The 25,924-nt window shown below is 60.4% G+C and carries 23 protein-coding genes; 18 read left to right on the plus strand and 5 right to left on the minus strand.

Annotated features, from left to right (window positions below; translation table 11 throughout):
* The first annotated feature begins 21 nt into the window (after window positions 1-21).
* From LPB072_RS09700 to pgeF, 4 genes are all read left to right on the plus strand, one after another.
* Window positions 22-1,608, plus strand: a complete 1,587-nt coding sequence (locus tag LPB072_RS09700; RefSeq protein WP_066088272.1) for a thymidine phosphorylase family protein — start codon at window positions 22-24, stop codon at window positions 1,606-1,608.
* Window positions 1,608-2,522 (plus strand): ribose-phosphate diphosphokinase, encoded by a 915-nt coding sequence (locus LPB072_RS09705; RefSeq protein WP_066088269.1) that lies wholly within the window; start codon window positions 1,608-1,610, stop codon window positions 2,520-2,522. Before LPB072_RS09700 ends, LPB072_RS09705 begins: the two co-directional genes overlap by 1 nt.
* A 162-nt stretch (window positions 2,523-2,684) precedes the next feature.
* Window positions 2,685-3,326 (plus strand): maleylacetoacetate isomerase, encoded by a 642-nt coding sequence (gene maiA / locus LPB072_RS09710; protein WP_066088267.1) that lies wholly within the window; start codon window positions 2,685-2,687, stop codon window positions 3,324-3,326.
* Window positions 3,326-4,141 carry a peptidoglycan editing factor PgeF gene (pgeF, locus tag LPB072_RS09715; protein WP_066088264.1) on the plus strand — a complete coding sequence of 272 codons (816 nt, stop codon included), beginning with the start codon at window positions 3,326-3,328 and terminating at the stop codon, window positions 4,139-4,141. The genes maiA and pgeF overlap by 1 nt, the downstream gene beginning before the upstream one ends.
* On the opposite strand, the gene LPB072_RS23870 is transcribed toward pgeF, so the two are convergent.
* Complete coding sequence (locus LPB072_RS23870) at window positions 4,058-4,363, minus strand: hypothetical protein (protein ID WP_066088261.1); 306 nt, start codon at window positions 4,361-4,363, stop codon at window positions 4,058-4,060. The two genes, pgeF and LPB072_RS23870, sit on opposite strands and share 84 nt — an antisense overlap.
* Window positions 4,364-4,502: 139 nt before the next feature.
* Between LPB072_RS23870 and phaC the strand changes: the two genes are divergently transcribed.
* The 5 genes from phaC (at window position 4,503) to LPB072_RS09740 (ending at window position 10,225) form a co-directional block, all read left to right on the plus strand.
* Window positions 4,503-6,335, plus strand: a complete 1,833-nt coding sequence (phaC, locus tag LPB072_RS09720; RefSeq protein ID WP_066088259.1) for a class I poly(R)-hydroxyalkanoic acid synthase — start codon at window positions 4,503-4,505, stop codon at window positions 6,333-6,335.
* Between the two features lie 119 nt (window positions 6,336-6,454).
* On the plus strand, window positions 6,455-7,633 hold the full coding sequence (locus LPB072_RS09725) for an acetyl-CoA C-acetyltransferase (protein ID WP_066088257.1): 1,179 nt from the start codon (window positions 6,455-6,457) through the stop codon (window positions 7,631-7,633).
* Window positions 7,634-7,791: 158 nt separating this feature from the next.
* A complete protein-coding gene (gene phbB, locus LPB072_RS09730; protein ID WP_066088255.1) occupies window positions 7,792-8,529 on the plus strand; it encodes an acetoacetyl-CoA reductase in 738 nt (245 codons plus the stop codon).
* A gap of 162 nt (window positions 8,530-8,691) precedes the next feature.
* Complete coding sequence (dusA, locus tag LPB072_RS09735) at window positions 8,692-9,714, plus strand: tRNA dihydrouridine(20/20a) synthase DusA (RefSeq protein WP_066088251.1); 1,023 nt, start codon at window positions 8,692-8,694, stop codon at window positions 9,712-9,714.
* 67 nt (window positions 9,715-9,781) lie between these two features.
* On the plus strand, window positions 9,782-10,225 hold the full coding sequence (locus LPB072_RS09740; RefSeq protein ID WP_066088248.1) for an FKBP-type peptidyl-prolyl cis-trans isomerase: 444 nt from the start codon (window positions 9,782-9,784) through the stop codon (window positions 10,223-10,225).
* A gap of 79 nt (window positions 10,226-10,304) precedes the next feature.
* Here LPB072_RS09740 and LPB072_RS09745 read toward each other — a convergent pair whose 3' ends face one another.
* The 3 genes from LPB072_RS09745 to LPB072_RS09755 all read right to left on the minus strand — a co-directional run bounded on the left by LPB072_RS09745 (window position 10,305) and on the right by LPB072_RS09755 (window position 13,396).
* Window positions 10,305-11,591, minus strand: a complete 1,287-nt coding sequence (locus tag LPB072_RS09745; RefSeq protein WP_066088244.1) for an NAD(P)/FAD-dependent oxidoreductase — start codon at window positions 11,589-11,591, stop codon at window positions 10,305-10,307.
* Between the two features lie 173 nt (window positions 11,592-11,764).
* Window positions 11,765-12,655: a Dyp-type peroxidase gene (locus LPB072_RS09750; protein ID WP_066088242.1), complete on the minus strand. Its 891-nt coding sequence runs from the start codon at window positions 12,653-12,655 to the stop codon at window positions 11,765-11,767.
* A 105-nt stretch (window positions 12,656-12,760) separates the two neighbouring features.
* Window positions 12,761-13,396: a GntR family transcriptional regulator gene (locus LPB072_RS09755; RefSeq protein ID WP_066088238.1), complete on the minus strand. Its 636-nt coding sequence runs from the start codon at window positions 13,394-13,396 to the stop codon at window positions 12,761-12,763.
* Between the two features lie 122 nt (window positions 13,397-13,518).
* Between LPB072_RS09755 and scpA the strand changes: the two genes are divergently transcribed.
* The 8 genes from scpA to LPB072_RS24140 all read left to right on the plus strand — a co-directional run bounded on the left by scpA (window position 13,519) and on the right by LPB072_RS24140 (window position 24,964).
* The gene (scpA, locus tag LPB072_RS09760) at window positions 13,519-15,675 is read left to right on the plus strand and encodes a methylmalonyl-CoA mutase (RefSeq protein ID WP_066088235.1); all 2,157 of its coding nucleotides are present in this window, start codon (window positions 13,519-13,521) and stop codon (window positions 15,673-15,675) included.
* Between the two features lie 59 nt (window positions 15,676-15,734).
* Entirely contained in the window at window positions 15,735-16,676 is a 942-nt protein-coding gene (gene meaB / locus LPB072_RS09765; protein WP_231943538.1) for a methylmalonyl Co-A mutase-associated GTPase MeaB, read from the plus strand.
* A 35-nt stretch (window positions 16,677-16,711) separates the two neighbouring features.
* Window positions 16,712-18,244 (plus strand): acyl-CoA carboxylase subunit beta, encoded by a 1,533-nt coding sequence (locus tag LPB072_RS09770; protein WP_066088364.1) that lies wholly within the window; start codon window positions 16,712-16,714, stop codon window positions 18,242-18,244.
* Window positions 18,245-18,370: 126 nt separating this feature from the next.
* Window positions 18,371-20,419 carry an acetyl-CoA carboxylase biotin carboxylase subunit gene (locus LPB072_RS09775; RefSeq protein WP_066088229.1) on the plus strand — a complete coding sequence of 683 codons (2,049 nt, stop codon included), beginning with the start codon at window positions 18,371-18,373 and terminating at the stop codon, window positions 20,417-20,419.
* Complete coding sequence (gene bioB, locus LPB072_RS09780) at window positions 20,416-21,462, plus strand: biotin synthase BioB (protein WP_082876818.1); 1,047 nt, start codon at window positions 20,416-20,418, stop codon at window positions 21,460-21,462. Before LPB072_RS09775 ends, bioB begins: the two co-directional genes overlap by 4 nt.
* A gap of 8 nt (window positions 21,463-21,470) precedes the next feature.
* Window positions 21,471-21,965, plus strand: coding sequence for a VOC family protein (locus LPB072_RS09785; protein ID WP_066088224.1), 495 nt, complete (start codon window positions 21,471-21,473; stop codon window positions 21,963-21,965).
* A gap of 282 nt (window positions 21,966-22,247) precedes the next feature.
* Window positions 22,248-22,553 (plus strand): hypothetical protein, encoded by a 306-nt coding sequence (locus tag LPB072_RS09790; protein WP_157559271.1) that lies wholly within the window; start codon window positions 22,248-22,250, stop codon window positions 22,551-22,553.
* 89 nt (window positions 22,554-22,642) lie between these two features.
* Complete coding sequence (locus LPB072_RS24140; RefSeq protein ID WP_331000271.1) at window positions 22,643-24,964, plus strand: methyl-accepting chemotaxis protein; 2,322 nt, start codon at window positions 22,643-22,645, stop codon at window positions 24,962-24,964.
* 28 nt (window positions 24,965-24,992) lie between these two features.
* On the opposite strand, the gene LPB072_RS09800 is transcribed toward LPB072_RS24140, so the two are convergent.
* Entirely contained in the window at window positions 24,993-25,370 is a 378-nt protein-coding gene (locus tag LPB072_RS09800) for a cupin domain-containing protein (protein WP_066088213.1), read from the minus strand.
* A 204-nt stretch (window positions 25,371-25,574) separates the two neighbouring features.
* Between LPB072_RS09800 and LPB072_RS09805 the strand changes: the two genes are divergently transcribed.
* Window positions 25,575-25,913: a hypothetical protein gene (locus LPB072_RS09805; RefSeq protein WP_066088211.1), complete on the plus strand. Its 339-nt coding sequence runs from the start codon at window positions 25,575-25,577 to the stop codon at window positions 25,911-25,913.
* Window positions 25,914-25,924 lie beyond the last annotated feature (11 nt).

Consider the following 25,924-nt stretch of genomic DNA (forward strand, 5'->3'; position numbering starts at 1 on the left):
GCTCTGGTGTATTGTGAGGAAATGGTCTCAACAAAAAACCCTGATTCTTCACCTGATCGTGCTGCGCCCCCCTCCGGATTGGTCCTGCGGCGGGTGGCCATCGACACCTACCACGAGAACGTGGCCTACCTGCACCGCGAATGCGCGGTGTACCGTGCAGAAGGCTTTCAGGCGCTGTCAAAGGTAGAGGTGCGCGCCAATGGCAAACGCATTCTCGCCACACTCAACGTGGTGGATGACACAGCCATTGTTGGCTGCGGCGAGCTCGGCGTTTCCGAAGATGCTTTTGCACAACTGGCTGTGCCCAACGGGCACCCGGCAGCGGTGTCCCAGGCCGAACCCGCCGCCTCGATTCCGGCGCTGTTTCGCAAGATCAATGGTGAGCGTCTGGGGCGTGAAGACTTTGAAGCCATCGTGCGCGACATCGCGCAACACCGCTATTCCAAGATCGAACTCACCGCCTTCGTAGTGGCCTGCAACCGCAGCGAACTGGATCGCGAAGAGGTGTATTTCCTGACCGAAGCGATGGTCGCCACCGGGCGCCGTCTCGACTGGCATGAACGCCTGGTGGTGGACAAGCACTGCATCGGCGGCATTCCCGGCAACCGAACCTCGATGCTGGTGGTGCCCATCGTGGCGGCTTATGGCCTGGTGTTTCCGAAAACCTCGTCGCGTGCGATCACATCGCCGGCGGGCACCGCCGACACCATGGAGGTCTTGGCTACCGTGGAAATGCCGTTTGAACAGCTCACCCAGATCGTGCACCAGCACCATGGCTGTCTTGCCTGGGGCGGTACGGCCGACCTGTCGCCGGCCGACGATGTGTTGATCTCTGTGGAGCGCCCGTTGAACATCGATTCGCCAGGACAGATGGTGGCTTCCATTTTGTCCAAAAAGGTCGCAGCGGGTGCGACGCACCTGGTGCTCGATATTCCCATCGGACCGACCGCCAAGGTGCGCTCCATGCCCGAGGCGCAAAAGCTGCGCCGCTTGTTTGAATACGTGGCCGACCGGCTGGGTTTGTCGCTCGACGTGGTCGTGACCGATGGACGCCAGCCGATTGGGCGTGGTGTCGGCCCGGTGCTGGAGGCGCGCGATGTGATGCGGGTGCTTGAGAACCACCCGGATGCGCCCGACGATCTGCGCGAAAAATCGCTCCGGCTGGCTGGCCGTCTGATCGAGTGCAGCCCCGATGTGCGCGGCGGCGACGGTTACCGCATCGCCCGCGATATTCTTGATTCGGGCCGGGCGCTGGCCAAGATGCAGGCCATCATCGCGGCCCAGGGCGCGAAGGGTTTTGACCACCACCATCCGGCGCTGGGCAGCTTGACGCTCGATGTGGCGGCGCCCTCAGCGGGTGTGGTGGTGGGGATTGACAACCTGCAACTGGCGCGCATTGCGCGTCTGGCCGGTGCGCCCAAGGTGCCGCAGGCAGGCGTGGATTTGTTGAAGCGTTTGGGTGATGCGGTGGTACAGGGTGAAGTGCTGTACCGCATACATGCCAGCTATGCAGCCGATCTGGCCTTTGCCCGCGATGCATGCGAGCGTGAAAACGCCTACCGCATCGGCACGGTTGATCAATTGCCTCAGGTTTTTGTGGAGTTCTGATGACGCTTGTTGACGCTGCAGCCACAAGCTGCCTTTTGCATTTTCCTGAAGATGCCGAGATTGCGGGCCGCGCGGCTGCCGCTGCGGGTTTGAAACCCTGTGCCGTTGAACGCCACCGATTTCCGGATGGCGAGTTGCGCCTGCGTTTGCCCGAGGTCGTTTCGCCACGGGCGGTGGTCTGGCGCACGCTGAACGATCCCAATGAGAAGCTGGTTGAATTGTTGCTCGTCGCACAGACGGCGCGGTTGCTCGGCGCGCAGCATCTGACGCTGGTCGCGCCTTACCTGGCCTACATGCGGCAAGACATTGCATTCAACCCCGGTGAGGTCGTGAGCCAGCGCGTGGTGGGCAAGTTTCTGGCGGGGTTGTTCGATGCGGTGATCACTGTGGATCCCCATCTGCATCGCGTGAGCACACTGCAAGAGGCGGTGCCCGTGGCGGACGCCATCGTGCTCAGCGGCGCACCCGTACTGGCTGACCATGTGCATCAACAGCGCCCCGATGCGGTGTTGATCGGACCCGACGAAGAATCGCTGCAATGGGTGGCCCAGGCGGCTGCGCGGCATGGCTGGGACCACGCTGTGTGTTTCAAGCAGCGCCACGGTGATCGCGCCGTGTCCATCGAGCTGCCTGCGCTGCCAGTCAAGGGCCGGTCGGTGGTCTTGATGGATGACGTGGCCAGTTCGGGCCATACGCTGGCACAGGCCGCGCGGAAGTTGCGGGCTGCGGGTGCCGCGTCGGTGGATGTGGCGGTGACGCACGCCTTGTTTGCCGAAGGTGCGTTGGCGCTGGTCAGGGAATCTGGCGTGGACGAAGTCTGGAGCACCGACTGCATCACCCACTCGAGCAACGCGGTGAGCATGGTGCCAGCCTTGGCGCAGTCCCTGGTGGCGCTGGCGGGCAAGGCCAGTTGATCACCTCCGCAGTTGTGCACGCAGACTGTGCCCAAGCTTGTGCACAAGTTCAGGGATAACTCGCGCAGGTGGCGACGGGCCTGGCGATCCAGAGGGTGCCTGTTTTTCAGGCGCCAGGCGCATTGAGGTCACACCTGCAATCGCAGGTTTATGCTCAGGGGCATGAAGCTCTATAACTACTTCCGATCTTCGGCCTCTTACCGGGTGCGCATCGCGCTCGCTCTCAAGGGGTTGCCGTATGAGTATGTGTCGGTTCATCTGGCCAAGGGCGAACACCGGCAGGCCGAATACGCCGCGCTGTCCGCCGATGGACTGGTGCCCCTGCTCGAGTTGCCCGATGGCACGCGCCTGTCGCAATCGCTGGCCATCATGGAGTACCTGGATGAACAGCACCCCGCATCGGCATTGCTTCCGGCCGATGCGCTGTCGCGTTCGCGGGTTCGCGCGCTGGCGCAATCCATTGCTTGCGAGATTCACCCGCTGAACAATTTGCGGGTCCTGAAATACCTTGTGCACGAAATGAAGGCCGAAGAAGAAGCCAAGAACACCTGGTACCGCCATTGGGTGCGCACAGGCCTTGAGGCCTTCGAACGCCAACTGGCGCAGCAGCCAGCTTCGACGTTCTGCTGGGGCGATGCACCGTCTTTGGCTGATTGCTGCCTGGTGCCCCAGATCTACAACGCCGAGCGTTTTGACACCCCACTGCAGGGCTTGCCGCGCACCATGGCCGCATACGAAGCCTGCATGGCATTGCCCGCATTTCAGGCGGCTCAACCGTCAGCCTGCCCGGATGCAGCGCCTTGATGGCCGCGGCATTTCCTGAGACATGGCTGTGTCCGCAGGCGGGTTTGCCTGCGGGGGTTCGCGTGGTATTCACCAGCCGCGATGGCGGTGTTTCCATGGCACCTTTCGACAGCCTTAACCTGGGTGATCATGTGCGCGACGATCCGGCCGCCGTGGCCGGCAACCGGGCCGTGTTGAGCCGTTTGTCGGGTGCAAAACCGGTTTTCCTGCAACAGGTGCATGGCACCAACGTGGCCTTGCTGAGTCACGAAACGCCCGACGGGTTTGAGGCCGATGCCTGTGTGAGCGATCAGCGTGGTCTGGCGTGCACCATCATGGTTGCTGATTGTCTGCCGGTGTTGTTTGCGCACGCTTCAGGTCATGTGGTGGCTGGTGCGCATGCGGGATGGCGTGGTTTGGCTGCGGGCGTGCTGGAGCGGTGCTTTGAGGCCTACGCAGAAACCGTTCAACGGGCGGTTCCAGGTACGCCACGCTCAGAGGTTGCGGCCAATACCTGGGTCTGGCTGGGCCCCTGCATCGGGCCACAAACCTTTGAGGTCGGGCCAGAGGTCAAGCAGGCTTTTGTTCAGCACAGCGCGGAGGCAGAAACCTGTTTTGAGTCCGTGGCGGGTGTCGAAGGGAAGCACCTGGCCAACCTCAGCGCGCTCGCCAGCCTGCGCTTGAAACGCCTGGGTTTGAATAACTTGCAAGGCAACGATGGCAGTCCGCCATGGTGCACCGTTTCGCAGCCATCAAGGTTCTTTTCCCACAGGCGGGACGCTGCCGTTCTCGGCAGCACCGGTCGCATGGCCGCCTGCATCTGGATCGATGGATGACGGTTGCAGCGTCTTCGCAGCAGCCATTTCAGCGGCTTCCCGTGCCTTGATCTTGCGTTTGCGGGCAGGCGTCGACATGATGTAAACCACTATGCCCATGGGTAGCAATCCGTACAAAACAAAGGTCACAATGGCACCGAGGACAGTGCCATTCACCGCGGTGGCTTCGGCCGCCGACATCATCAACACCACATACATCCACGCAATCACCACCAGATACACGGTTATCCTTTCAATTTGAGGCCTGATCGCCGCAGCCTGTCAGCTTGACGGAAGTCGGATCTTCGATACTAGGGAAAACACGGAGTTGCATCCCAGCGACCTCGATAATAAGCCGCTGGTAATACCACTGGAGACAAGCATGACATCTGGGAAAAATCCCCAAGCCCCCTGGCTGGAGGCTGCACAGCAGTTCCAGCAAAACCTGATTCACCAATGGAGCCAGGCAGCGAAATCGTTTCCCGGCGCTGCAACCATGCCAGGCAAAGACGCTGTGGACCCATTTGCGGCCATGCGGGCTTTCTTGCCCAAGGGTACGGGTGGCCCTGGCGCGTTCGGCATGCCCGACATGGGCGCTGGCTTGCCCGGCATCAACGATCTGTTCAACCAGGCTGCGGGTGAGCAGGTGAAGTTTGACCCGGCCAAGTTGCTGGAAATTCAAAACACCTATTTCACCGAGGCTACCCAGTTGATGAGCCAGGGGCTTGACGCCAAACCGACCGGTGACCGCCGGTTTGCCGGCGAAGCCTGGGCCAGCAACCCCATGGCCTCGTTTTCAGCCGCATCGTATTTGCTCAACGCCCGCACGCTGATGGCCATGGCTGAAGCGGTGGAGGGCGATGCCAAGCAGCGCACCCGTGTGCGTTTCGCTGTTCAGCAATGGATAGACGCCAGCTCGCCCAGCAATTTTCTGGCTTTTAATGCCGATGCCCAGAAGAAGGCCATCGATAGCCAGGGCGAGAGCATTGCCAAAGGTGTGGCCAACATGCTGCACGACATGAAACAAGGCCATGTGTCCATGACGGACGAGAGCGTGTTCGAGGTGGGCAAAAACGTGGCCACCACCGAGGGTGCCGTGGTCTTCGAAAACGAGCTGTTCCAGCTCATCGAATACAAGCCGTTGACAGCCAAGGTGTATGAGCGGCCTTTCCTGTTGGTACCCCCTTGCATCAACAAGTTTTACATCCTTGACCTGCAGCCAGCAAACTCCCTGATTCGCTATTGCGCGGAGCAGGGCCACCGCACATTTGTGGTCAGCTGGCGCAACCCGGATGAGTCCATGGGCGACAAAACCTGGGACGATTACATCGAAGATGCGGTCATCGAGGCCATTGGCGTGACCCGCGACATCACCGGCGCCAAAACCATCAACGCATTGGGTTTCTGCGTCGGCGGCACCATGCTCAGCAATGCCCTGGCCGTGTTGGCCGCAAGAGGCGAGGAGCCTGTCAATAGCGCCACCTTCCTGACCACGCTGATCGATTTCACCGATACCGGCATTCTGGATGTGTTCATCGACGAGAACTTCGTCAAGATGCGCGAGAGGCAGTACGCCAAAGGTGGCTTGATGCCCGGACGCGATCTGGCCACCACTTTCAGCTTTTTGCGGCCCAACGATCTGGTCTGGAATTATGTGGTGGGCAACTACCTCAAGGGTGAGTCGCCTCCGCCGTTTGATTTGCTCTACTGGAATTCGGACGCCACCAATCTGCCCGGCCCTTATTGCGCCTGGTACCTGCGCGAAACCTACCTGGAAAACAAGCTGGTCAAACCGGGCAAAGCCGTGGTTTGTGGCGAAAAGATCGATTTCCGCAAGGTCAAGATCCCGGTGTACCTTTACGGTTCCCGCGAAGACCACATTGTTCCCATTGGCGGCGCGTATGCCAGCACCCAGGTGTTCCCCGGCAAGAAGCGCTTCGTGATGGGTGCCTCTGGCCACATCGCAGGCGTGATCAACCCACCTGCTGCGAACAAGCGCAGCCATTGGATTGGTCCGGCGAACAAGTTTCCGGCCGATGTCAACGAGTGGATCGAGTCTGCCACCGAACACAAAGGCAGCTGGTGGACCGACTGGGCCGCCTGGCTCAAGCCGCTGGGAGGCAAGCAAATTGCTGCACCCAAAACCTACGGCAAGGGTAAATCCTACGTCGCAATCGAGCCGGCACCCGGGCGATACGTCAAAGCCAAGGCATGATGTTGGCCGTGGGCAGGCTTTTTTGCGTTCGCGCCTGAGTCTGCCTGGGAGCTTGCATGAGCGCTTGACGCCTGTGTGATTTCTCTAACCCCTATTTCAATTCAAGAAGGAACAACTCCATGGAAGATATTGTCATCGTCGCAGCGGCCCGTACCGCCGTGGGCAAGTTTGGTGGTTCGTTGGCGAAAGTGCCTGCAACCGAGTTGGGCGCCATTGTCATCAAGGCACTGCTGGAGCGCACTGGCGTGAAGGCAGATGCCATAGGCGAGGTGATCATGGGTCAGGTACTGGCGGCTGGCGTGGGCCAGAACCCGGCCCGCCAGGCCATGATGAAGGCTGGTGTGGCCAAGGAGACGCCTGCGCTCACCATCAATGCCGTTTGCGGTTCCGGCCTTAAGGCCGTGATGCTGGCTGCCCAGGCTGTGGCCTGGGGCGACAGTGAAATCGTGATCGCCGGTGGTCAGGAAAACATGAGTGCCAGCCCGCATGTCTTGAATGGCAGCCGCGATGGACAACGCATGGGTGACTGGAAGATGACCGACACCATGATCGTGGACGGCCTGTGGGATGTGTACAACCAGTACCACATGGGCATCACCGCAGAGAACGTGGCCAAGGACCACAACATCACCCGCGAAATGCAAGACGCTTTGGCGCTGGGCAGCCAGCAAAAAGCCGCCAAGGCCCAGGAAGAAGGCAAGTTCAAGGACGAAATCGTCGATGTGGTGATTCCCCAGCGCAAGGGCGATCCTGTGGTGTTCAACACCGACGAATTCATCAACAAGAAGAGCAACGCCGATGCACTGAGCGGCTTGCGCCCGGCGTTCGACAAAGCCGGCAGTGTGACCGCTGGTAACGCCTCGGGCATCAACGACGGCGCTGCCGCGGTGATGGTTATGACCGCAAAGAAGGCTGCTGAACTGGGTTTGACGCCAATGGCCCGCATTGCTGCCTTCGGTACCAGCGGACTCGATCCCGCCACCATGGGCATGGGCCCGGTGCCTGCGTCCAAGAAGGCCTTGGAGCGCGCTGGTTGGACTGTGGCAGATGTGGACCTGTTCGAGCTGAACGAGGCGTTTGCCGCACAGGCTTGCGCGGTGAACAAGGCGCTGGATATCGACACGACAAAGGTCAACGTGAACGGCGGCGCGATTGCCATTGGTCACCCCATCGGTGCGTCCGGTTGCCGTATTCTGGTGACGCTGTTGCATGAAATGCAGCGCCGCGATGCCAAGAAGGGCTTGGCCGCGCTGTGCATCGGTGGCGGCATGGGTGTGTCTTTGGCCGTGGAACGCTGAAGCTCAACCACCCCTGCAACGCCTTCGGTGTCACCCCTTCAAAGGGGGCGGTGCAGGTGGAGCGGCAAAGCCGGTTCCACCGCATCCTGACAGATCGAAGTCACGCTTCACAACCCGTTTTTTAATGCCATCAGGCACCACCCAGAGGAGCAAATAACATGAGTCAAAAAGTAGCGTACGTCACCGGCGGTATGGGCGGCATCGGAACCGCCATTTGCCAGCGCCTTCACAAAGAAGGCTTCACAGTCGTTGCCGGCTGCGGTCCAACACGCGATTTCAAGAAGTGGCTCGACGAGCAAAAGGCCGAGGGTTACACCTTCTATGCATCCGTAGGCAATGTGGGTGACTGGGATTCCACTGTGGAAGCATTCACCAAAGCCAAGGCCGAGCACGGCAGCATCGACGTTCTGGTGAACAACGCCGGCATCACCAAGGACCGCATGTTCCTGAAGATGTCTCGTGAAGATTGGAGCGCGGTGATGAACACCAATCTGGACTCCATGTTCAACGTGACCAAACAGGTGGTTGCGGACATGGTGGAAAAAGGCTGGGGCCGCATCATCAACATTTCGTCGGTCAACGGTGAAAAAGGCCAGGCCGGTCAAACCAACTACTCTGCCGCAAAAGCCGGTATGCATGGTTTCTCCATGGCTCTGGCGCAGGAAATGGCGACCAAGGGCGTGACGGTCAACACCGTGAGCCCTGGCTACATCGGGACCGACATGGTCAATGCCATTCGCCCCGATGTGCTGGAAAAGATCGTGGCTACCGTGCCCGTCAAACGCCTGGGCAAGCCCAGCGAGATCGCATCCATCATCGCCTGGCTGGCCTCGGAAGAGGGCGGCTACGCGACCGGCGCTGACTTCTCGGTCAACGGTGGCCTGCATATGGGGTGAACACGACCCACCCCCGCGCCGCACCTTCAGTGCGTCACCCCCTCAAGGGGGCAACGCTGGCCGACCGGCAAAGCCGGACCGGCGGCGTTCCGGGTTGAAGTCATTTCTCTCGAGAAACCTCGCTTCGGCGGGGTTTTTCTTTGGCTCGGGGATAATTGGGGCATGTCTGTTGCGTTCCCCGATCCTTCTTTTTGGCGTTTGTCTGTCGCTCCCATGATGGGCTGGACGGACCGGCATTGCCGGTTTTTTCACCGATTGCTGACCCGGCGCACCTTGCTCTACACCGAGATGGTGACCACTGGCGCGCTCATCCATGGCAATGCGGCGCAGCATCTGCATTTCAATGAAGAGGAACACCCGGTGGCCTTGCAGCTCGGTGGCAGCGAGCCGGTGGACCTGGCCGTTTGTGCCAGGTTGGGCGAGGCGCGGGGCTACGACGAAATCAATCTGAATTGCGGCTGCCCCAGCGAGCGGGTGCTCAAGGGCGCGTTTGGCGCTTGCCTGATGGGCGATGCGAGGTTGGTGGCCGATGGCGTGAAGGCCATGGTGGATGCTGTGGCCATTCCGGTGACAGTGAAGCACCGCATTGGCATCGACAAGATTGAGAGCTACGACTTCGTGCGGGATTTTGTGGGGACCGTGAGTGAGGCGGGCTGCAAGGTGTTTCTGGTGCACGCGCGCAATGCCTGGCTGCAAGGCCTTTCGCCCAAAGAGAATAGAGAGATTCCACCGCTCCGCTACGAATTGGTGCACCGGCTCAAGCGCGATTTTCCAGGTCTCGTGATTGCGGTGAATGGCGGCATCAAAACCAACGCCCAGATTGCAGAGCAACTGGCTCATGTGGATGGCGCCATGATCGGTCGGGAGGCGTACCACAACCCCTGGTTGATGACCGAATGGGACCAGACCTTTTACGGTGCAGCGCCACCAGTCGAGCCGCTGACCCGCGAAGCGGTGGAACTCGCCATGGTTGACTACATGGAACGTGCGCAGGACGATGATGGCGCTCCCTGGTATTCGATAGCCAGCCACATGCTGGGTTTGCGCCATGGCGAGCACGGTGCCCGCAAATGGCGCCAGGTGTGGAGCAACCACAAGCTCAAACCGCTGCCCGCACGCGAGGTCTGGGCGATGGCGCAGGAGCATGTTGGTCATGCCGAACTGGCCGAATCAGAGCTCTCTTGAGCAGGCTTGGGGCACAATGCTTCAGCTGCCTGTCTGGCCCCTCAATTCTCCAACCCACCCTTTGAACATGAAACGTTTTGCTCTCTCCCTGGTCTTGTGTGCCACCGCGGCATTGGCCGCTCCAGCCATGGCCCAAGATGCCACATTGACCGCTGCCGCCAAAGAAGCCGGCGCCGTGGTGACATCCACTGGCCTGGTGTACCGATCGATGAAAGATGGCACGGGCGCCAATCCGGCGGCTGCCGACACGGTCAAGGTGCATTACAAAGGCACTTTCCCCGATGGCAAGGAATTTGACAGCTCCTACAAGCGCGGGACGCCGATCGAGTTCCCGCTGGGGCGGGTGATTCCCTGCTGGACCGAAGGCGTGCAGCGCATGAAAATCGGTGGCAAAGCCAAGTTGACCTGCCCCAGTGCCATCGCTTACGGCGAGCGTGGTGCCGGCGGTGTGATTCCACCCAACGCGACCCTGGTGTTCGAGGTCGAGTTGCTGGGTATCAGCGGCCGCTGAGGTCGGTCTGATGCACCCGAAAAAAAGCCCTGAGAGCTTTGCGCTCTCAGGGCTTCTTTTGTATCCACTGGATCGAGGCCTACTTGCCTGACTTTTCCTTGAGTTTGGTGATGCCAATGAAATTCATGATGATTTTTTCGTAGATCGGCTCAGAGGTGCCTTTGCGCATCTTGTTCATGAAGTACTTCTCGAACGCCACCTTGGCCAGATGCACCCACTTGCCTTCGGCGAACCAGCTCACATTGCGCGGCGGGATCTGCGGCAGGGCCACAAAGCAGGCGCCGGTATCGCCGAAATCGGCCAGGCAGATGGTGTTCCATGTGGCGTTGTGGGAGGGTTCCTTTCCATCCATGATTTCGCGGATGTTGTGAGCCGTGGCGGTGACCATGGACTCGATCATGAACCCGGTTTTTGGTGTACCGCAAGGGATGGGCGTGGCTTCCACTGGCGGGATGGCGATGCAAACGCCGATGCTGAAGATGTTCTTGAACTTGGCGTTGCGCTGGTGTTCATCGACCGTGATGAAGCCGCGCGGATTGGTCAGACCCTCGATGCCGAAGACAGCATCGATGCCTTTGAAGGCGGGCAACATCATGCTGTGTTTGAAGGGCAAGACGTGTTCCTTGATCGGTTGACCTTGGTCGTTGTGCTCGGTGACGAACATCTGACCGTCTTCGATCTTGGTGGTCTTTGCGTTGCAGATCCACTTGATGTGGCGTTGTCGCATGGCCGCTTCCAGCATGCCTTTGGAGTCGCCGACGCCGCCGAGCCCGAGGTGGCCGATATAGGGCTCTGGCGTCACGTAGGTCATGGGCACCTTGTCACGGATCTTGCGTTTGCGCAGGTCGGTGTCCATGATCATCGCGAATTCGTAAGCCGGACCGAAGCAGGAGGCCCCTTGCACGGCGCCAACCACGATGGGACCCGGGTCTTGCACGAACTGTTCCCACGCATTTTTGCTGGTCTCGGCGTGGCTCACATGGCAAATCGACTGTGTGTGACCACCGTGAGGGCCAAGGCCTTCAACTTCATCAAACGCGAGCTTGGGGCCGGTGGCGATGACCAGGTAGTCGTAGTCCACCCGGGTCCCGTCCATCAGTTCCACCTGATTGTCTTCGGGATGCACCCGCTTGGCGGCCTGGATGATGGATTCGATGCCTTTTTTGGCCAAGGCTGGGGCAATGTCGATCTCGATCTCGGCCCGCTTGCGCCAGTCCACGGCCACCCAGGGGTTCGACGGCACGAAGTGGAACTTGGGCGCATCGCTGATCACCGTGACGGTGTCTCCGCTGCGCGCCAGTTCCTTCATTTCGTAGGCCATGGGCATGCCGCCGATGCCTGCGCCCAGTATCACTATGTTTGCCATGGCGTTGTCTCCATCAAGGGTTGTGCAAGGATGCTCTGATCAGCATGCATCCGAATTTGCTTATATTCCTTGATATCCGTCAATAGAGGCGTCATACATGCCCTTGCCTGCATGGTATTTCCGATACTTCGCAGGCGACTTGGCCGGCAACCTGGCTCGGGAAACTGCTGAAGCTACAAACCCAGCAATCTCAAATCGAGTCGACCCTGGTGCATTGGCGGGCACCAGAAATAGGCCCCTGTTTGGGGTTCTGTGAATGAGAAAAGGGCATCAATGATGCCGTCTTCTGCGCCCGACATGCGGCGCAACAGGGCTTCGAATGCATCAAACGAATGCCCAAATGCCGTGAAGACCAGGCCGCCCTGGTTGTCCTGGGCCCAAGGCATGGAGCGCCGCAGCACAAACGCCTCGGGGCTGAAGTCTTCCTGCGCGGTGCGTTTGACGTGGGCGGACTCGGGCGCGTCGTCCATTTCCTCATTGCTGACGCGCTCACGGCCAAAGGTGTGGTCTTGTTGCGCGCGTGGCATGGCTTCGAACCTGTCGAACTGGTGGTGCCAGCGTTGCAGCGCCAAAAAGCTGCTGCCCGCGGGTGCGCCATTGCTGTGTGGCACGAGTGCTGCGGTCAGCGCCTCGTCCCCTGTGGGGTTTTCGGTGCCATCTTCGTAGCCGGTGAGGTCTTTGCCGCCATCGTGGTTGAAGGCGTCGGTGATGTCTTCGATGGTGAACGCGGGGGCCAGAATGGCTTCGATGGCCCGGCTGTGGGCGAGCAAAGCACCGCGGTCATGGCCACGCAGCCAAACCAGAAGGTCAACCGGGGTTGATGGCAATTTGACCAGCGCACCCTCAATGCCTTTGAAGGTTGTCAGGCCACTTACCGGAGTCTGGAGGGCGCGCGCCAGCGATGCGCCTATGCCCACCACCGTGCTTTGACCATCGGTCACTTTGGCAAGGGTTTGCAAGGTGGTTTGGGGCAACGCACCCAGGCGAAGCTGGCAAAAGAGATAGCGGGCCTGGGGCGGGATGGCTTCGAGAATACCGGGCTGGGCGAGGTGGGCGAGGGACATGGGTAACTCCTGATGGGCAAAGCGGTTGCGGCCGTGCAACCGGTTGATCAGGAATCTAACAGCCCAAAGCGGCAGGCATCATGGCTTTTGTCAAGCGCGGCCGAATCAGGTGGCCGCTTCGAGACCGTTTAAAAAGTGGGCATGCATGCGCGCCCGGGTCAACGCGGGGTCCCGGGCCAGCAGTGCGTCCATCACCGCCTGATGCTCGGCCAGCGAATCGCCGATGCGCCCTGTTTTGAGCAAGGAGTTGTGCCGGTTGAGCTTCATCACTTTGCGCAGGTCGGCCACCATTTGTTGTCGCCAGCGGTTGTCGGCGATCTCCAGAATCCGCATATGGAACTGCTCGTTGAGGGCGAAAAACGTTTCACGCTTTTTGACGGCGGCCTTGAGTTCTTGATGAAGCGCCTTCAATTCGGCCAACTGGCCATCGGTCCCGCGCTCTGCCACCACACCCGCCGCGTCGGATTCGAGCAAAGCGAGCAGATGGTAGACGTCGGCCAGGTCTTTGTCGGACACTTCGGTCACGTAAGCGCCGCGGCGCACCTTCATGGTCACCAGGCCTTCAGCGGCCAGCACCTTAAGCGCCTCACGCAGGGGCGTGCGACTGATGCCGTATTCCTCGGCGATCTTGAGCTCGTCGATCCAGCTGCCCGGCTCCAGCTCACGGCTGAAGATGCGCTGGCGAAGCAGTTCGGCGACTTCTTCGTACAGGGCGCGGGGGGCGAGGGAAAGGGCGGACATGTGGTGTTTGGCGGTTCGGCGGCGTGGATCAGGATTGTAAGTTGTAGGGAATATTTTGCATCAATAATTATGAATGATATAAAATCTGCTTCGATTTTGTCGCCAAACACCCACGCCTTGCCATGACCCAAAAAGATCCCGAATTCAAAGCCGCCTCTCTGGAAGCCTGGGGCCAAGCCGCCCAGAAATCTGCCCCGGGCGGGGATGTGCATGCGCTGAACTGGGTGACGCCAGACGGCATCAGTGTCAAGCCGCTGTACACGGCCGAAGACACCGCGAACCTGCCCTACACCAACAGCCTGCCGGGGTTTGAGCCCTTCATTCGTGGCCCGCAGGCCACGATGTACGCCGTGCGCCCCTGGACGATCCGGCAATACGCCGGCTTTTCGACCGCTGAAGAGTCCAACGCCTTTTACCGCAAGGCACTGGCGGCGGGCGGCCAAGGGGTGTCGGTGGCCTTCGACCTGGCCACCCACCGTGGCTACGACTCCGACCACCCGCGCGTGACGGGCGATGTGGGCAAGGCGGGTGTCGCGATCGATTCGGTCGAAGACATGAAGATTCTGTTTGACCAGATCCCGCTGGACAAGGTATCGGTCTCCATGACCATGAATGGTGCGGTGTTGCCGGTTCTGGCTGGCTATGTGGTCGCCGCCGAAGAGCAGGGCGTGTCGCAGGACAAGCTTTCCGGAACGATTCAGAACGACATTCTGAAAGAGTTCATGGTGCGCAACACCTACATCTACCCGCCCGAGCCGTCGATGAAGATCATCGGCGACATCATCGAGTACACGGCGCAAAACATGCCGAAGTTCAATTCGATCTCGATCTCGGGTTACCACATGCAGGAAGCCGGCGCCAACCAGGCGCTTGAGCTGGCCTTTACCCTGGCCGATGGCAAGGAGTATGTGAAGACGGCCATGGCCAAGGGCATGGATGTGGACGATTTCGCCCCCCGCCTGAGCTTCTTCTGGGCGATCGGCATGAACTTCTACCTGGAAATCGCCAAGATGCGCGCGGCCCGCCTGCTCTGGACCCGCATCATGAAAGGCGTGGGCGCCCAGAAACCCAAGAGCCTGATGCTGCGCACCCATTGCCAGACCTCGGGCTGGTCGCTCACCGAGCAGGACCCCTACAACAACGTGGTGCGCACCACGGTCGAAGCCATGGCGGCGGTGTTCGGTGGCACCCAGTCGCTGCACACCAATTCGTTCGACGAGGCCATTGCGCTGCCCACCGAATTCAGCGCCCGCATCGCCCGCAACACCCAGCTGATCATCCAGGAAGAGACGCATATCACCAACGTGGTCGACCCATGGGCCGGCAGCTACATGATGGAGAGCCTGACGCAGGAAATGGCCGACAAGGCCTGGGCCATCATTGAGGAGGTCGAAGCCATGGGCGGCATGACCAAGGCCGTGGACAGTGGCTGGGCCAAGCTCAAGATCGAAGCGGCAGCGGCCGAGAAGCAGGCGCGCATCGATTCGGGCAAAGACGTGATCGTTGGCGTCAACAAATACAAGCTGAAAGACGAAGACCCGATCGAAGCGCGCGACATCGACAACGTGGCCGTGCGCGAAGGCCAGATCGCGCGCCTCAAAGCCATTCGCGCCAGCCGCGACGAGGCCAAGGTGCAAGCGGCCTTGCAGGCGCTCACCGCTGCGGCTGAATCGGGCCAGGGCAACCTGCTCGATCTCAGCATCCAGGCCATGCGCCTGCGCGCCACCGGTGGCGAGGTGTCGGACGCATTGGAAAAAATCTACGGGCGCCACCGCGCCGATACACAAAAGGTGACCGGTGTGTACGCTGCTGCCTACGATTCCGCCGAGGGCTGGGATGCCCTGAAGGCCGAGATCAACGAGTTCGCCGAGAAAGAAGGCCGCCGCCCTCGCGTGATGGTCAGCAAGCTCGGGCAAGACGGCCACGACCGAGGCGCCAAAGTGGTGGCCACTGCTTTTGCCGATCTGGGCTTTGACGTGGACATGGGGCCGCTGTTCCAGACACCCGAAGAGTGTGCTCGCCAGGCGATTGAAAACGATGTGCACGCTGTCGGTGTGTCCACGCTGGCTGCGGGCCACAAGACGCTGGTGCCGGCCATCATTGCCGAGCTGAAGAAGCAGGGCGCTGACGACATCATCGTGTTCGTGGGCGGCGTGATTCCGCGTCAGGATTACGAGATGCTCTATGAAGCGGGCGTCAAAGGTATTTACGGCCCTGGCACGCCCATCCCCGCGAGCGCGAAAGACGTGCTCGAACAGATCAAGAAAGCCCAGGGGTGACCTCTGTGGATTTGTATGCGGGCATCGTTCAGGGGGCGGCGCTGGTGCAGCGGCGCGCCATGGCCAAAGCCATCACGCTGCTCGAATCCACCCGCGCCGATCACCGCGCGCAGGGTGACGGGCTGCTGACTTCGCTGTTGCCGCACACGGGCAAGAGTTTTCGCCTGGGCATCAGCGGTGTGCCCGGCGTGGGCAAGAGCACCTTCATTGAAGCATTGGGTCTGTATCTGATCGACAAGGGCCACCGAGTGGCGGTGTTGACCATCGATCCATCCAGCACCGTTTCGGGCGGCTCCATCCTGGGTGACAAGACCCGCATGGAACACCTGAGCGTGCACGAGAAGGCCTACATCCGCCCCAGTCCGAGCAGCGGCACGCTGGGCGGCGTGGCCGAAAAAACGCGTGAGGCCATGCTGGTTTGCGAAGCCGCAGGTTACGACATCGTGATTGTTGAAACCGTGGGCGTGGGCCAGTCGGAGACGGCGGTGGCCAACATGACCGACATGTTTGTCCTCATGCAGCTGCCCAACGCGGGTGACGATTTGCAGGCGATCAAGAAAGGCGTGATGGAGCTGGCCGACCTGGTGGTGATCAACAAGGCCGATATCGATCCCGATGCCGCCACGCGGGCCCGCGCCCAGATCATGTCCAGCCTGCGTCTGCTGGGTCTGCACGGCAACCCCGAGAACATGCACCATGATCAAGCCATCTGGCATCCACAGGTGATCCAGCTCAGCGCCTTGAAGGGCGAGGGCGTGGACAGATTCTGGGCCTCGGTGTCGGAATACCGTGGCTTGCAGTCCGGCAATGGCTGCATGAAAGCCCGTCGCCAACAGCAGGCCAAGTCCTGGATGTGGGAGCGCATTGACGCAGGATTGAAACAGCGTTTTCGCGAGCACCCCAACGTTCGCACGGCGCTTGCCGAGACGACCCAGCAAGTGCTGGCAGGCGGGTTGCCCGCTTCGACGGCGGCGCGTGCGCTGCTGGACCTGTTTGATTGATTTTGAAGACGCCACAGATTCATCTGGAGAAACCCATGCAAGACATCCTTGAACAACTGGAAGAGAAGCGCGCTGCAGCCCGTCTGGGTGGTGGACAAAAGCGCATTGACGCACAACACGCCAAGGGCAAACTGACCGCTCGTGAGCGGCTGGAAGTGCTGCTCGACGAGGGTACCTTCGAAGAGTGGGACATGTTTGTCGAGCACCGCTGCACCGACTTCGGCATGGCCGAAAACAAAATCCCGGGCGACGGCGTGGTGACCGGTTACGGCATGATCAATGGCCGTCTGGTGTTCGTTTACAGCCAGGATTTCACCGTGTTCGGCGGGGCATTGTCCGAAGCCCATGCAGAAAAGATTTGCAAGGTGATGGACCAGGCCATGAAGGTCGGTGCGCCGGTGATCGGCCTCAACGATTCGGGTGGTGCGCGGATTCAGGAAGGCGTGGCATCGCTCGGCGGCTACGCCGAGGTGTTCCAGCGCAACGTCATGGCCAGCGGCGTGGTGCCTCAGATCAGCATGATCATGGGTCCCTCGGCCGGTGGTGCGGTGTACTCGCCCGCCATGACCGATTTCATCTTCATGGTGAAAGACTCCAGCTACATGTTTGTCACCGGTCCCGAGGTGGTGAAGACCGTGACGCACGAGAGCGTGACCGCCGAGGAACTGGGCGGTGCGGTGACGCACACGACCAAGAGTGGCGTGGCCGACCTGGCATTCGAGAACGATGTGGAGGCGCTGTTGATGCTGCGCCGGCTCTACAACTATTTGCCACTGTCGAACCGCGAGAAAGCGCCGGTGCGCCCCAGCGGTGACCCGATCGATCGCATGGAGCGCAGCCTGGACACCCTGGTGCCCGAGAACCCGAACAAGCCGTACGACATGAAAGAGCTCATTGTCAAAACGGTGGATGACGGCGACTTCTTCGAGCTTCAGCCCGAGTACGCGAAAAATATCCTGATCGGTTTCGCCCGCATGGATGGCCAGACGGTGGGCATCGTTGCCAACCAGCCGCTGGTGCTGGCCGGTTGCCTGGACATCAAGAGTTCCATCAAGGCCGCGCGCTTTGTGCGCTTTTGCGATGCGTTCAACATCCCGGTGGTGACCTTTGTGGACGTGCCAGGCTTCATGCCGGGTACCAGCCAGGAGTTCGGCGGCATCATCAAGCACGGCGCCAAGTTGCTGTATGCCTACGCCGAATGCACCGTACCCAAGATCACGGTGATCACCCGCAAGGCCTACGGTGGTGCCTACGACGTGATGGCCTCCAAGCACCTGCGAGGCGATGTGAATTTCGCCTGGCCCAATGCCGAGATCGCGGTGATGGGTGCCAAGGGTGCGGTGGAGATCATCTTCCGCGAAGACAAGAACAATCCCGAGAAGCTGGCAGCCAAGGAAGCCGAATACAAGGCCCGCTTTGCGAACCCGTTTGTGGCGGGCGCGCGCGGTTATGTGGACGACGTGATCCTGCCGCACGAAACGCGCAAGCGCATTTGCCGTTCGCTGGTGATGTTGAAAGACAAGAAGGTTGAAAACCCCTGGCGCAAGCACGGCAATATTCCTCTTTGAACACCCCCGCGCCGCGCTTCGCGCGTCACCCCCTCAAGGGGCGGCACTGGCGGTCCGGCAAAGTCGGTTCCGCGGTGCCCTTGGATAAAACACCGGCACATCACCATTCGATAGAAGGACATCATCATGTTCACAAAAATTCTCATAGCCAACCGCGGCGAAATCGCCTGCCGTGTCATTGCCACCGCAAAAAAAATGGGCATCGCCACCGTGGCGGTGTATTCCGAGGCTGACAAAGAAGCGCGGCACGTGCAGCTGGCCGATGAGTCGGTTTTGCTCGGACCTGCGCCGTCGCGCGAGTCCTACCTCGTGGCTGACAAGATCATCGAGGCGGCCAAGAAAACCGGCGCCCAGGCGATTCACCCGGGCTACGGGTTCCTGAGCGAGAACGAGGCGTTTGCCAAGCGCTGTGAAGACGAGGGCATTGCCTTTATCGGTCCCAAGGCGCATTCCATCGCGGCGATGGGCGACAAGATCGCGTCCAAGAAGCTGGCGCTGGCGGCGAAGGTAAATACGATTCCGGGCTGGAACGATGCCATCGAATCGGCCGAGCGCGCGGTGGAAATAGCCAAAGACATTGGTTACCCCGTGATGATCAAGGCATCGGCTGGCGGCGGCGGCAAAGGCCTGCGGGTGGCGTTCAACGACAAGGAGGCCCTGGAAGGCTTCACCGCTTGCCAGAACGAAGCGCGCAACAGCTTCGGCGACGACCGCATCTTCATCGAGAAATTTGTCGAGCAGCCGCGCCACATCGAAATCCAGGTGGTGGGCGATTCGCAGGGCAACGTGGTCTACCTGAACGAGCGCGAGTGCTCGATTCAGCGGCGTCACCAGAAGGTGATCGAAGAGGCGCCTTCGGCCTTCATTTCCGAAGCGACGCGCAAGGCCATGGGCGAGCAGGCGGTGGCGCTGGCCAAGGCGGTGCAGTACCAGAGCGCAGGCACGGTGGAGTTCGTGGTCGGCAAAGACCAGGATTTTTACTTCCTTGAAATGAACACCCGATTGCAGGTGGAGCACCCGGTCACGGAATGCATCACCGGGCTCGACCTGGTGGAACTGATGATTCGCGTGGCCGCTGGCGAGAAGCTGCCACTGACACAAGCGCAGGTGAAGCGTGATGGCTGGGCCATTGAATGCCGCATCAACGCCGAAGACCCGTTCCGCAACTTCCTGCCGTCCACCGGGCGCCTGGTGCGTTTTGCCCCCCCTGAGCAAACCATGTTCCAGGGCAACACCGAAGCGCTGTATGGCGTTCGTGTGGACACGGGTGTGGTCGATGGCGGTGAAATTCCGATGTTCTACGATTCGATGATCGCCAAGCTCATCGTGCACGGCAAAGACCGCAATGATGCGATTGCCAAGATGCGCGAAGCGCTCAACGGTTTCGTGATTCGCGGCGTCAGCTCCAACATTCCGTTCCAGGCCGCGTTGCTGGCCCACCCGAAGTTTGTCTCGGGCGATTTCAACACGGGCTTCATTGCTGAAAATTACGCTGACGGGTTCCATGCGGAAGATGTGCCACACGACGATCCGAACTTTCTCGTTGCGTTGGCGGCCTTTGTGCGGCGCAAATCGCGCGAGCGCGCGGCAGGCATTTCCGGGCAGTTGCCAGGCTACGGCGTGAAGGTGGGCCACGATTTTGGAGTGGTCACGCTCAACGCCACAGGTGAGCATGGCTACAGCCAGGTGAACGTGGTTGAAGAGGTGGGTCAGATTGGCGTGGCCATGGTCACAGTGGACGGCAAGCGCTATGCGATCTCCAGCCCTTCGCGGTTGAACGATGTGTGCATCACGGGGGTGTGCAATGGCGAGCCATTCACCGCTCAGGTGGAGCGCGGCACGCCCCGCAACCCATTGGCCCTGGTGGTGCAGAACAACGGCACAAAGGTGGAAGCGATGGTGGTCTCGCCACGCATGGCCGAGCTGCACAAGCTCATGCCGTTCAAGGCACCACCCGATATGAGCCGCTTTGTGCTGTCCCCAATGCCCGGGCTTTTGGCCGATGTGAGCGTGGAGGTGGGGCAGAAGGTGCAAGCGGGTGAACGTGTCGCCGTGATCGAGGCAATGAAGATGGAGAACGTGTTGTTTGCCGCACAGGACGGCGTGGTGAAATCCATCACGGCTGAGAAGGGGGCGTCCCTGACGGTCGACCAGATCATTCTGGAGTTTGTGTGAGTCTTGTCGTTTCTGCTTCTTCAGTGGCTGTTCAACCCGTCGTGCTGCACCATTCCCCGGCCCCTGGGCCGGAAGGCGCATGGCGCTTGGCAGACGTTCAGGCCTTGCTGGATCTGCCATTCAATGAACTGATGCACCGCGCACAGACGGTGCACCGCGAGCACTTCCCCGACGCCGATATCGAGCTGGCCACCTTGTTGTCGGTGAAAACCGGCGGCTGCCCGGAAAACTGCGGTTATTGCCCGCAAGCGGCGCAATACGACACCGGTGTGACCGCGCAAAAGCTGATGGAGGTTGACGAGGTTGTGCAGGCTGCTCAGGCGGCCAAAGACGCGGGTGCCACCCGCTTTTGCATGGGTGCCGCCTGGCGTGCACCCAAGGATCGCGACGTGATCAAGGTGGCCAAGCTGGTGGAGGCCGTGAAAGGTTTGGGTCTGCAAACCTGTGCCACCCTGGGCATGCTTGAACCCCACCATGCCGAGCAGTTGAAAGATGCGGGGCTGGACTACTACAACCACAACCTGGACACGTCGTCGGCGTACTACGGTCAGGTGGTGGACACCCGTACCTATCAAGACCGCCTCGATACCCTTGCCAGCGTTCGCAAGGCCGGCATCAGTGTGTGTTGCGGCGGCATCGTGGGCATGGGCGAAAGCCCGGTTGACCGCGCAGGACTCATCGCCCAGTTGGCCAACCTGAACCCCCATCCCGAGTCGGTGCCCATCAACAGTCTGGTGCGCGTGCCTGGCACGCCACTGGCCGATGCGCCCCCCATCGATCCATTGGACTTTGTGCGTGTGATTGCGGTGTCGCGCATCACCATGCCCAAGGCGCGGGTGCGCTTGTCGGCCGGTCGCCAGCAGTTGGGCGAGGCGGTGCAGGCGCTGTGTTTTCTGGCCGGGGCGAACTCGATTTTTTATGGCGACAAGTTGCTCATCACAGGCAATCCCGATGCCGATGCCGACCTGAGCCTGCTCAAGAAGCTGGGCCTCAAGGCCCGCGCCGTCAGCACCACCCAGGCCGATATGGCCTTTCCTTCCTGAGGCTGCACATGAACACGATTTCCACCCGCCCCTTCAAAGTGCTGGGCATCCAGCAGATCGCCATTGGAGGACCAGACAAGAAGCGCCTTCAAAAACTCTGGGTCGACATGCTGGGCCTGGAGGTTACCGGCAGTTTCCAGAGTGAGCGGGAAAACGTGGACGAAGACATCTGCGCCATTGGCCGTGGCCCGTTCAAGGTGGAAGTCGATCTGATGCAACCCATCGATCCCGAGAAGAAACCGGCGGTGCACACCACGCCGTTGAACCACATTGGTCTGTGGATTGATGACCTGCCATTGGCAGTGCAATGGCTCACGGCCAATGGCGTTCGGTTTGCGCCGGGGGGCATCCGCAAGGGTGCGGCTGGTTTCGACATCACTTTTTTGCACCCCAAAGCCAGCGAAGAGTTTCCGATCGCTGGAGAGGGCGTGTTGATTGAGCTGGTTCAAGCCCCCTTGGAGGTGGTGAACGCTTTTGCGCGTCTGGCTCACCAGCCTGGCTGAGATGCCCGATGAGGTGATGCCTGTATGCGTGAGCAGCAGCTCGCCGAATTCGAGTTGCTATTGATGGGCTAGCGCAAAGGCCATGAGATCCCGGCTTGATCCGGAGCCATCCCCCAGTTGCGCTGATCTGAAGAGGGGGTTTACCTTGAAAGTTAACCCCTGTTCTGGGCGGTAATTGCCCCTTTTTTGCCGTCGCAGACGTCCCCCATGCTTGTCTAAAGTTGTGGTCAGCCATTGTTCCCACCTGGGTATCAGCTTGGCACACCCCAACCGGAGTCCGGCATGGCCCATTTCGCTCACCCCTCGTCTACCCGTCTTTCCGCACCCGTCATGCGCGACGCATCGCGGAGGGGTGATCAGCACGCCATGCTGCTTTGGCCCGACGACTTGTTGACGCTGTTCAGCCTGCGCATGTCTAGCCACGGCATGTCGATCAGCCGCATCGACATGCGCTGCGACACGCAGTACGCATTGCAGCAATTGCACGACGCCCAAGACATGGGAGATCGCGCGCTTGCCCTCATTGCCGATGAGCTTTTTTGCTGGTTCAAGGCCCGGCAATCGGGCCTGTCAGGCCATCCGCATTGATGTGCCTCGTCCCGCCCAGCGTCAAGAAGCGGCGAAAAGCGCCGATGAGTCATTGACGTCCTTCAAATAGAACCCACACACGAACAACCATGATTGCCTTCAAGCCCTTTTCGCCCGGTGTCGCTCTGATGCGCTCCCTGCGGTTGCCGACGAAGCTAGGTGTTCTGGCCCTGGTCTTACTGATTCCTCTGCTGGTGGTCAGCTATTTCCTCATCAATCGCCTGAGTGAATCCATTCGCGTATCCACCGATGAGGTGGACGGCGTGGCGTTGGTGGTGGCCCTGACCGAGGTGATTCAAGCGACGCAGGTCCATCGCGGGCAAACCCATGTCCTGCTTTCGCGGGGAACAGCGGATTCCTCTTCTGTGGCGCCGGCCCGCGAAGCACTGAACCAGGCAATGGCGGTGGTGCAGCAAGAAATGGCGCAACGTCCAGATTTTGGCCTGGCGCCTGAATGGCAATCGTTGAGCAAGAAGCTGTCTGCGGCCCAGTCAGCGCAATGGCGGTCACCGTCTCAGGCCTTTGCTGAACACAGCGACTTGATCCAGGAACTCAGGCGCCTCATTTACACGGCGGGTGAGCGTTCCAGCCTGCTGTTCGATCCTGTTCCCAGCACCTACTTCCTGATGGACATCATGGTGAGCGAACTGCCGATCTGGGGTGAGCGAATTGCCAAGGTGCGCGGCATCGGTGCGGGTGAGCTGGCCAAGGCGCAACGCGATTCGGGCCAACTCGGTGAGGCGTTGCTGCTGGTGCGGGAAGCGCGCGACAAAACCAGGGACCTGGGCAGTCAACAGGTGTTCCTGACCCGGTATGGACAGGTGGAGCTGAAGAATGCGGAAACAATTCAGGCGGTTGAGTCGTATTTGACCCAGGCGGACAAGGCCCTGGGTCCCGCGGGCGCGATGGGGGCGAACGACTATTTCGCGGCTGGCTCTCTGGCGCTGAAAGCCATCCAGGACTACCAGTCGGCGCTTCAGCAAAGGCTCAATGTATTGCTCACCGATCGACTGCAGTCGGATCGGGAACTTCGCGCCCTGACGGTTGCGGGCGCCAGCCTGGGTATCGCGCTGGTGGCCTACCTGATGATCAGTTTCTTCCTCAGCTTCGTGATTGATTTTCGCCACGTTGTTGATGTCATGCGGGAGACTTCATCAGGCAACCTCAGGGCGCATGTGCGCTTGCGCGGGAGCGACGAACTCGCCGAGCTGGGCAACCTGCTGGAGCGCATGAATTCGAACCTCTCGGCGATGGTGGCCGAGGTGCGCAGCAACTCCGCCCTGGTCGCGCATTCGGGCAAGAGCCTGGCAGTGGGCAATCGCGAGTTGGCCGATCGCACGGAGCAGCAGGCGGCCAACCTGGAGCAGACGGCCGCCAGCGTGCAGCAGTTGTCCAGCACCGTGCATCAGAACGCCGAGACGGCGGGCGATTCCGACACGCAGGCGACACAGGTGCGCGATGTGGCCGAATCGGGAGCGCAGTCGATGGGCGCTGCGGTGCAGTCGGTTGAGACGGTACAGAAGAGCGCGCAGCAAATGAATGAAATCATTGGCGTGATCGACAGTCTGGCCTTTCAGACCAATATTCTGGCGTTGAATGCGGCCGTTGAGGCCGCCAGGGCGGGCGAGCAGGGACGCGGGTTCGCGGTGGTGGCCAACGAGGTTCGTTCGCTGGCGCAGCGATCTGCAGCCTCGTCGAAAGAAATTCGCCAGCTGATCGAAGCGTCTTCGTCCCAAGTGGCGAGCAGCGTCACCCAGATTCGCGCAGCCGAGGGCAACATGACCCAGATCGTAAAGGGCGTGCGCGGCGTGGCCGCCAACATGTCGCTCATTTCAGCGGCGAGCGCAGAGCAAAGCTCCGGCCTGATTGAAATCTCTTCAGCGGTCAGCCAGCTCGACGAGATCACCCAGCGCAATGCCCAAATGGTTGAGAAAGCCGTACAGCAGGCCAATCAGCTCGAAGGCAGGGCATCGCAGCTTGCAAGTGCCGTTTCGTCTTTCCTGCTGCAGCAAGGCACCGCAGAGGAGGCCATCGAGCTGGTCGAAAAGGCCATGGCACATCGGGCGGCATCGAGCAAAGACGCATTCCTTCGCGACATCACCGACCCTTCAAACGGCTACCACGACCGCGACATGTATGTCTTTGCACTGGACAGCCTGGGAAGCTACCTGGCGTTTGGTGGCAACTCGAAAAAGGTCGGTACGCGCGTGCAGGACATTCCCGGTGTTGATGGACAGGCGCTGCTGGATGCCATTGTTGCGCAGGCCGAGGCGGGCGGTGGATGGGTCGAGTACGACATCGTGAACCCTGTGACCACCAGAATCCAGACCAAGATGTCGTATGTGATGAAGGTCGAACAGTGGTATGTGGGCTGCGGGGTCTACAAATCGGCAATTGCACTCACGGCATGAACACGGCGGTTCGGGCTTGCGCTGTGAGTCATTCACAGATCATGTAGGTTTTTGTCAGGGTTTCCATGACCTCGAACGAGCCTTCAAACCCTGGCGGAATGTAGAGCCCTTCGCCGACTCCCACTTCTTCATGGCCACCTGAGGCATCGTGGACCCGGCAACGTCCACTCAACACCGTGAACAGCTCGCGTTCGGTCGGGCCCATGGCGATTCGCCAATGGCCAGGTTCACACCGCCACACGCCACAAAACGTTTCGCCCCTTGGCATGGGCTCGTTGACCCGGTTCCAGGTTTCGCGAACAGGGTTGCCTTTGATCAATCGATCTGGGCGAGGGTGATCGGTTTCTGGCTCGCCAGCGGGCAGGGCAACCAGCTTGATGAGTCGGGTTTTTGTGGGCAATGGCATGTTTCTGAATGGGTTCCTGCCCCTGTTGACGGGATGTGCAAACGGGGCTTGACAGGGTCTCGATGTTGACAAAGCCCGATTTTGAAGGCTTTCGGTCGTCTTGTTCGACGCAATGGGGCGGGTCACCCCTCGCTACGCTAGAGCCCTATAAATTGATAGCGCGGAGGCCGTCTCTGCGCTGATGTTCCGTTCTAGGAGTGCCCCATGGGACCCACCACAACCGTCGCGATTGATCCGCAACCAGCTGCCCCCAACGTCTCAATCTGGGCGCAGGGTGATGCCGTCTGGGCGGAAAAGTTGGTCAAGCAGCGCGAGACCGATGTGGCCATGGATTGGCCTGAGACTCTGCTGGAGGCATTTGGCCTGCGCATGGCCATCCATGGAATGCGGATCAGCCGCAACATGATGATGTGCGATCGTCGCTATGCGGTGCAGCAACTGATGTCGGCCTTCACTTTGAAGGACGACGAATTGCACGACCTGGCGGCCAAGCTTTTCTTTCATTTCGAAGAGCGCCAGACGGGGCGTCCCCCACTGCACTGAGTGCCGCCAGA

The organism is Hydrogenophaga crassostreae (assembly GCF_001761385.1).
GTDB lineage: Bacteria > Pseudomonadota > Gammaproteobacteria > Burkholderiales > Burkholderiaceae_C > Hydrogenophaga > Hydrogenophaga crassostreae.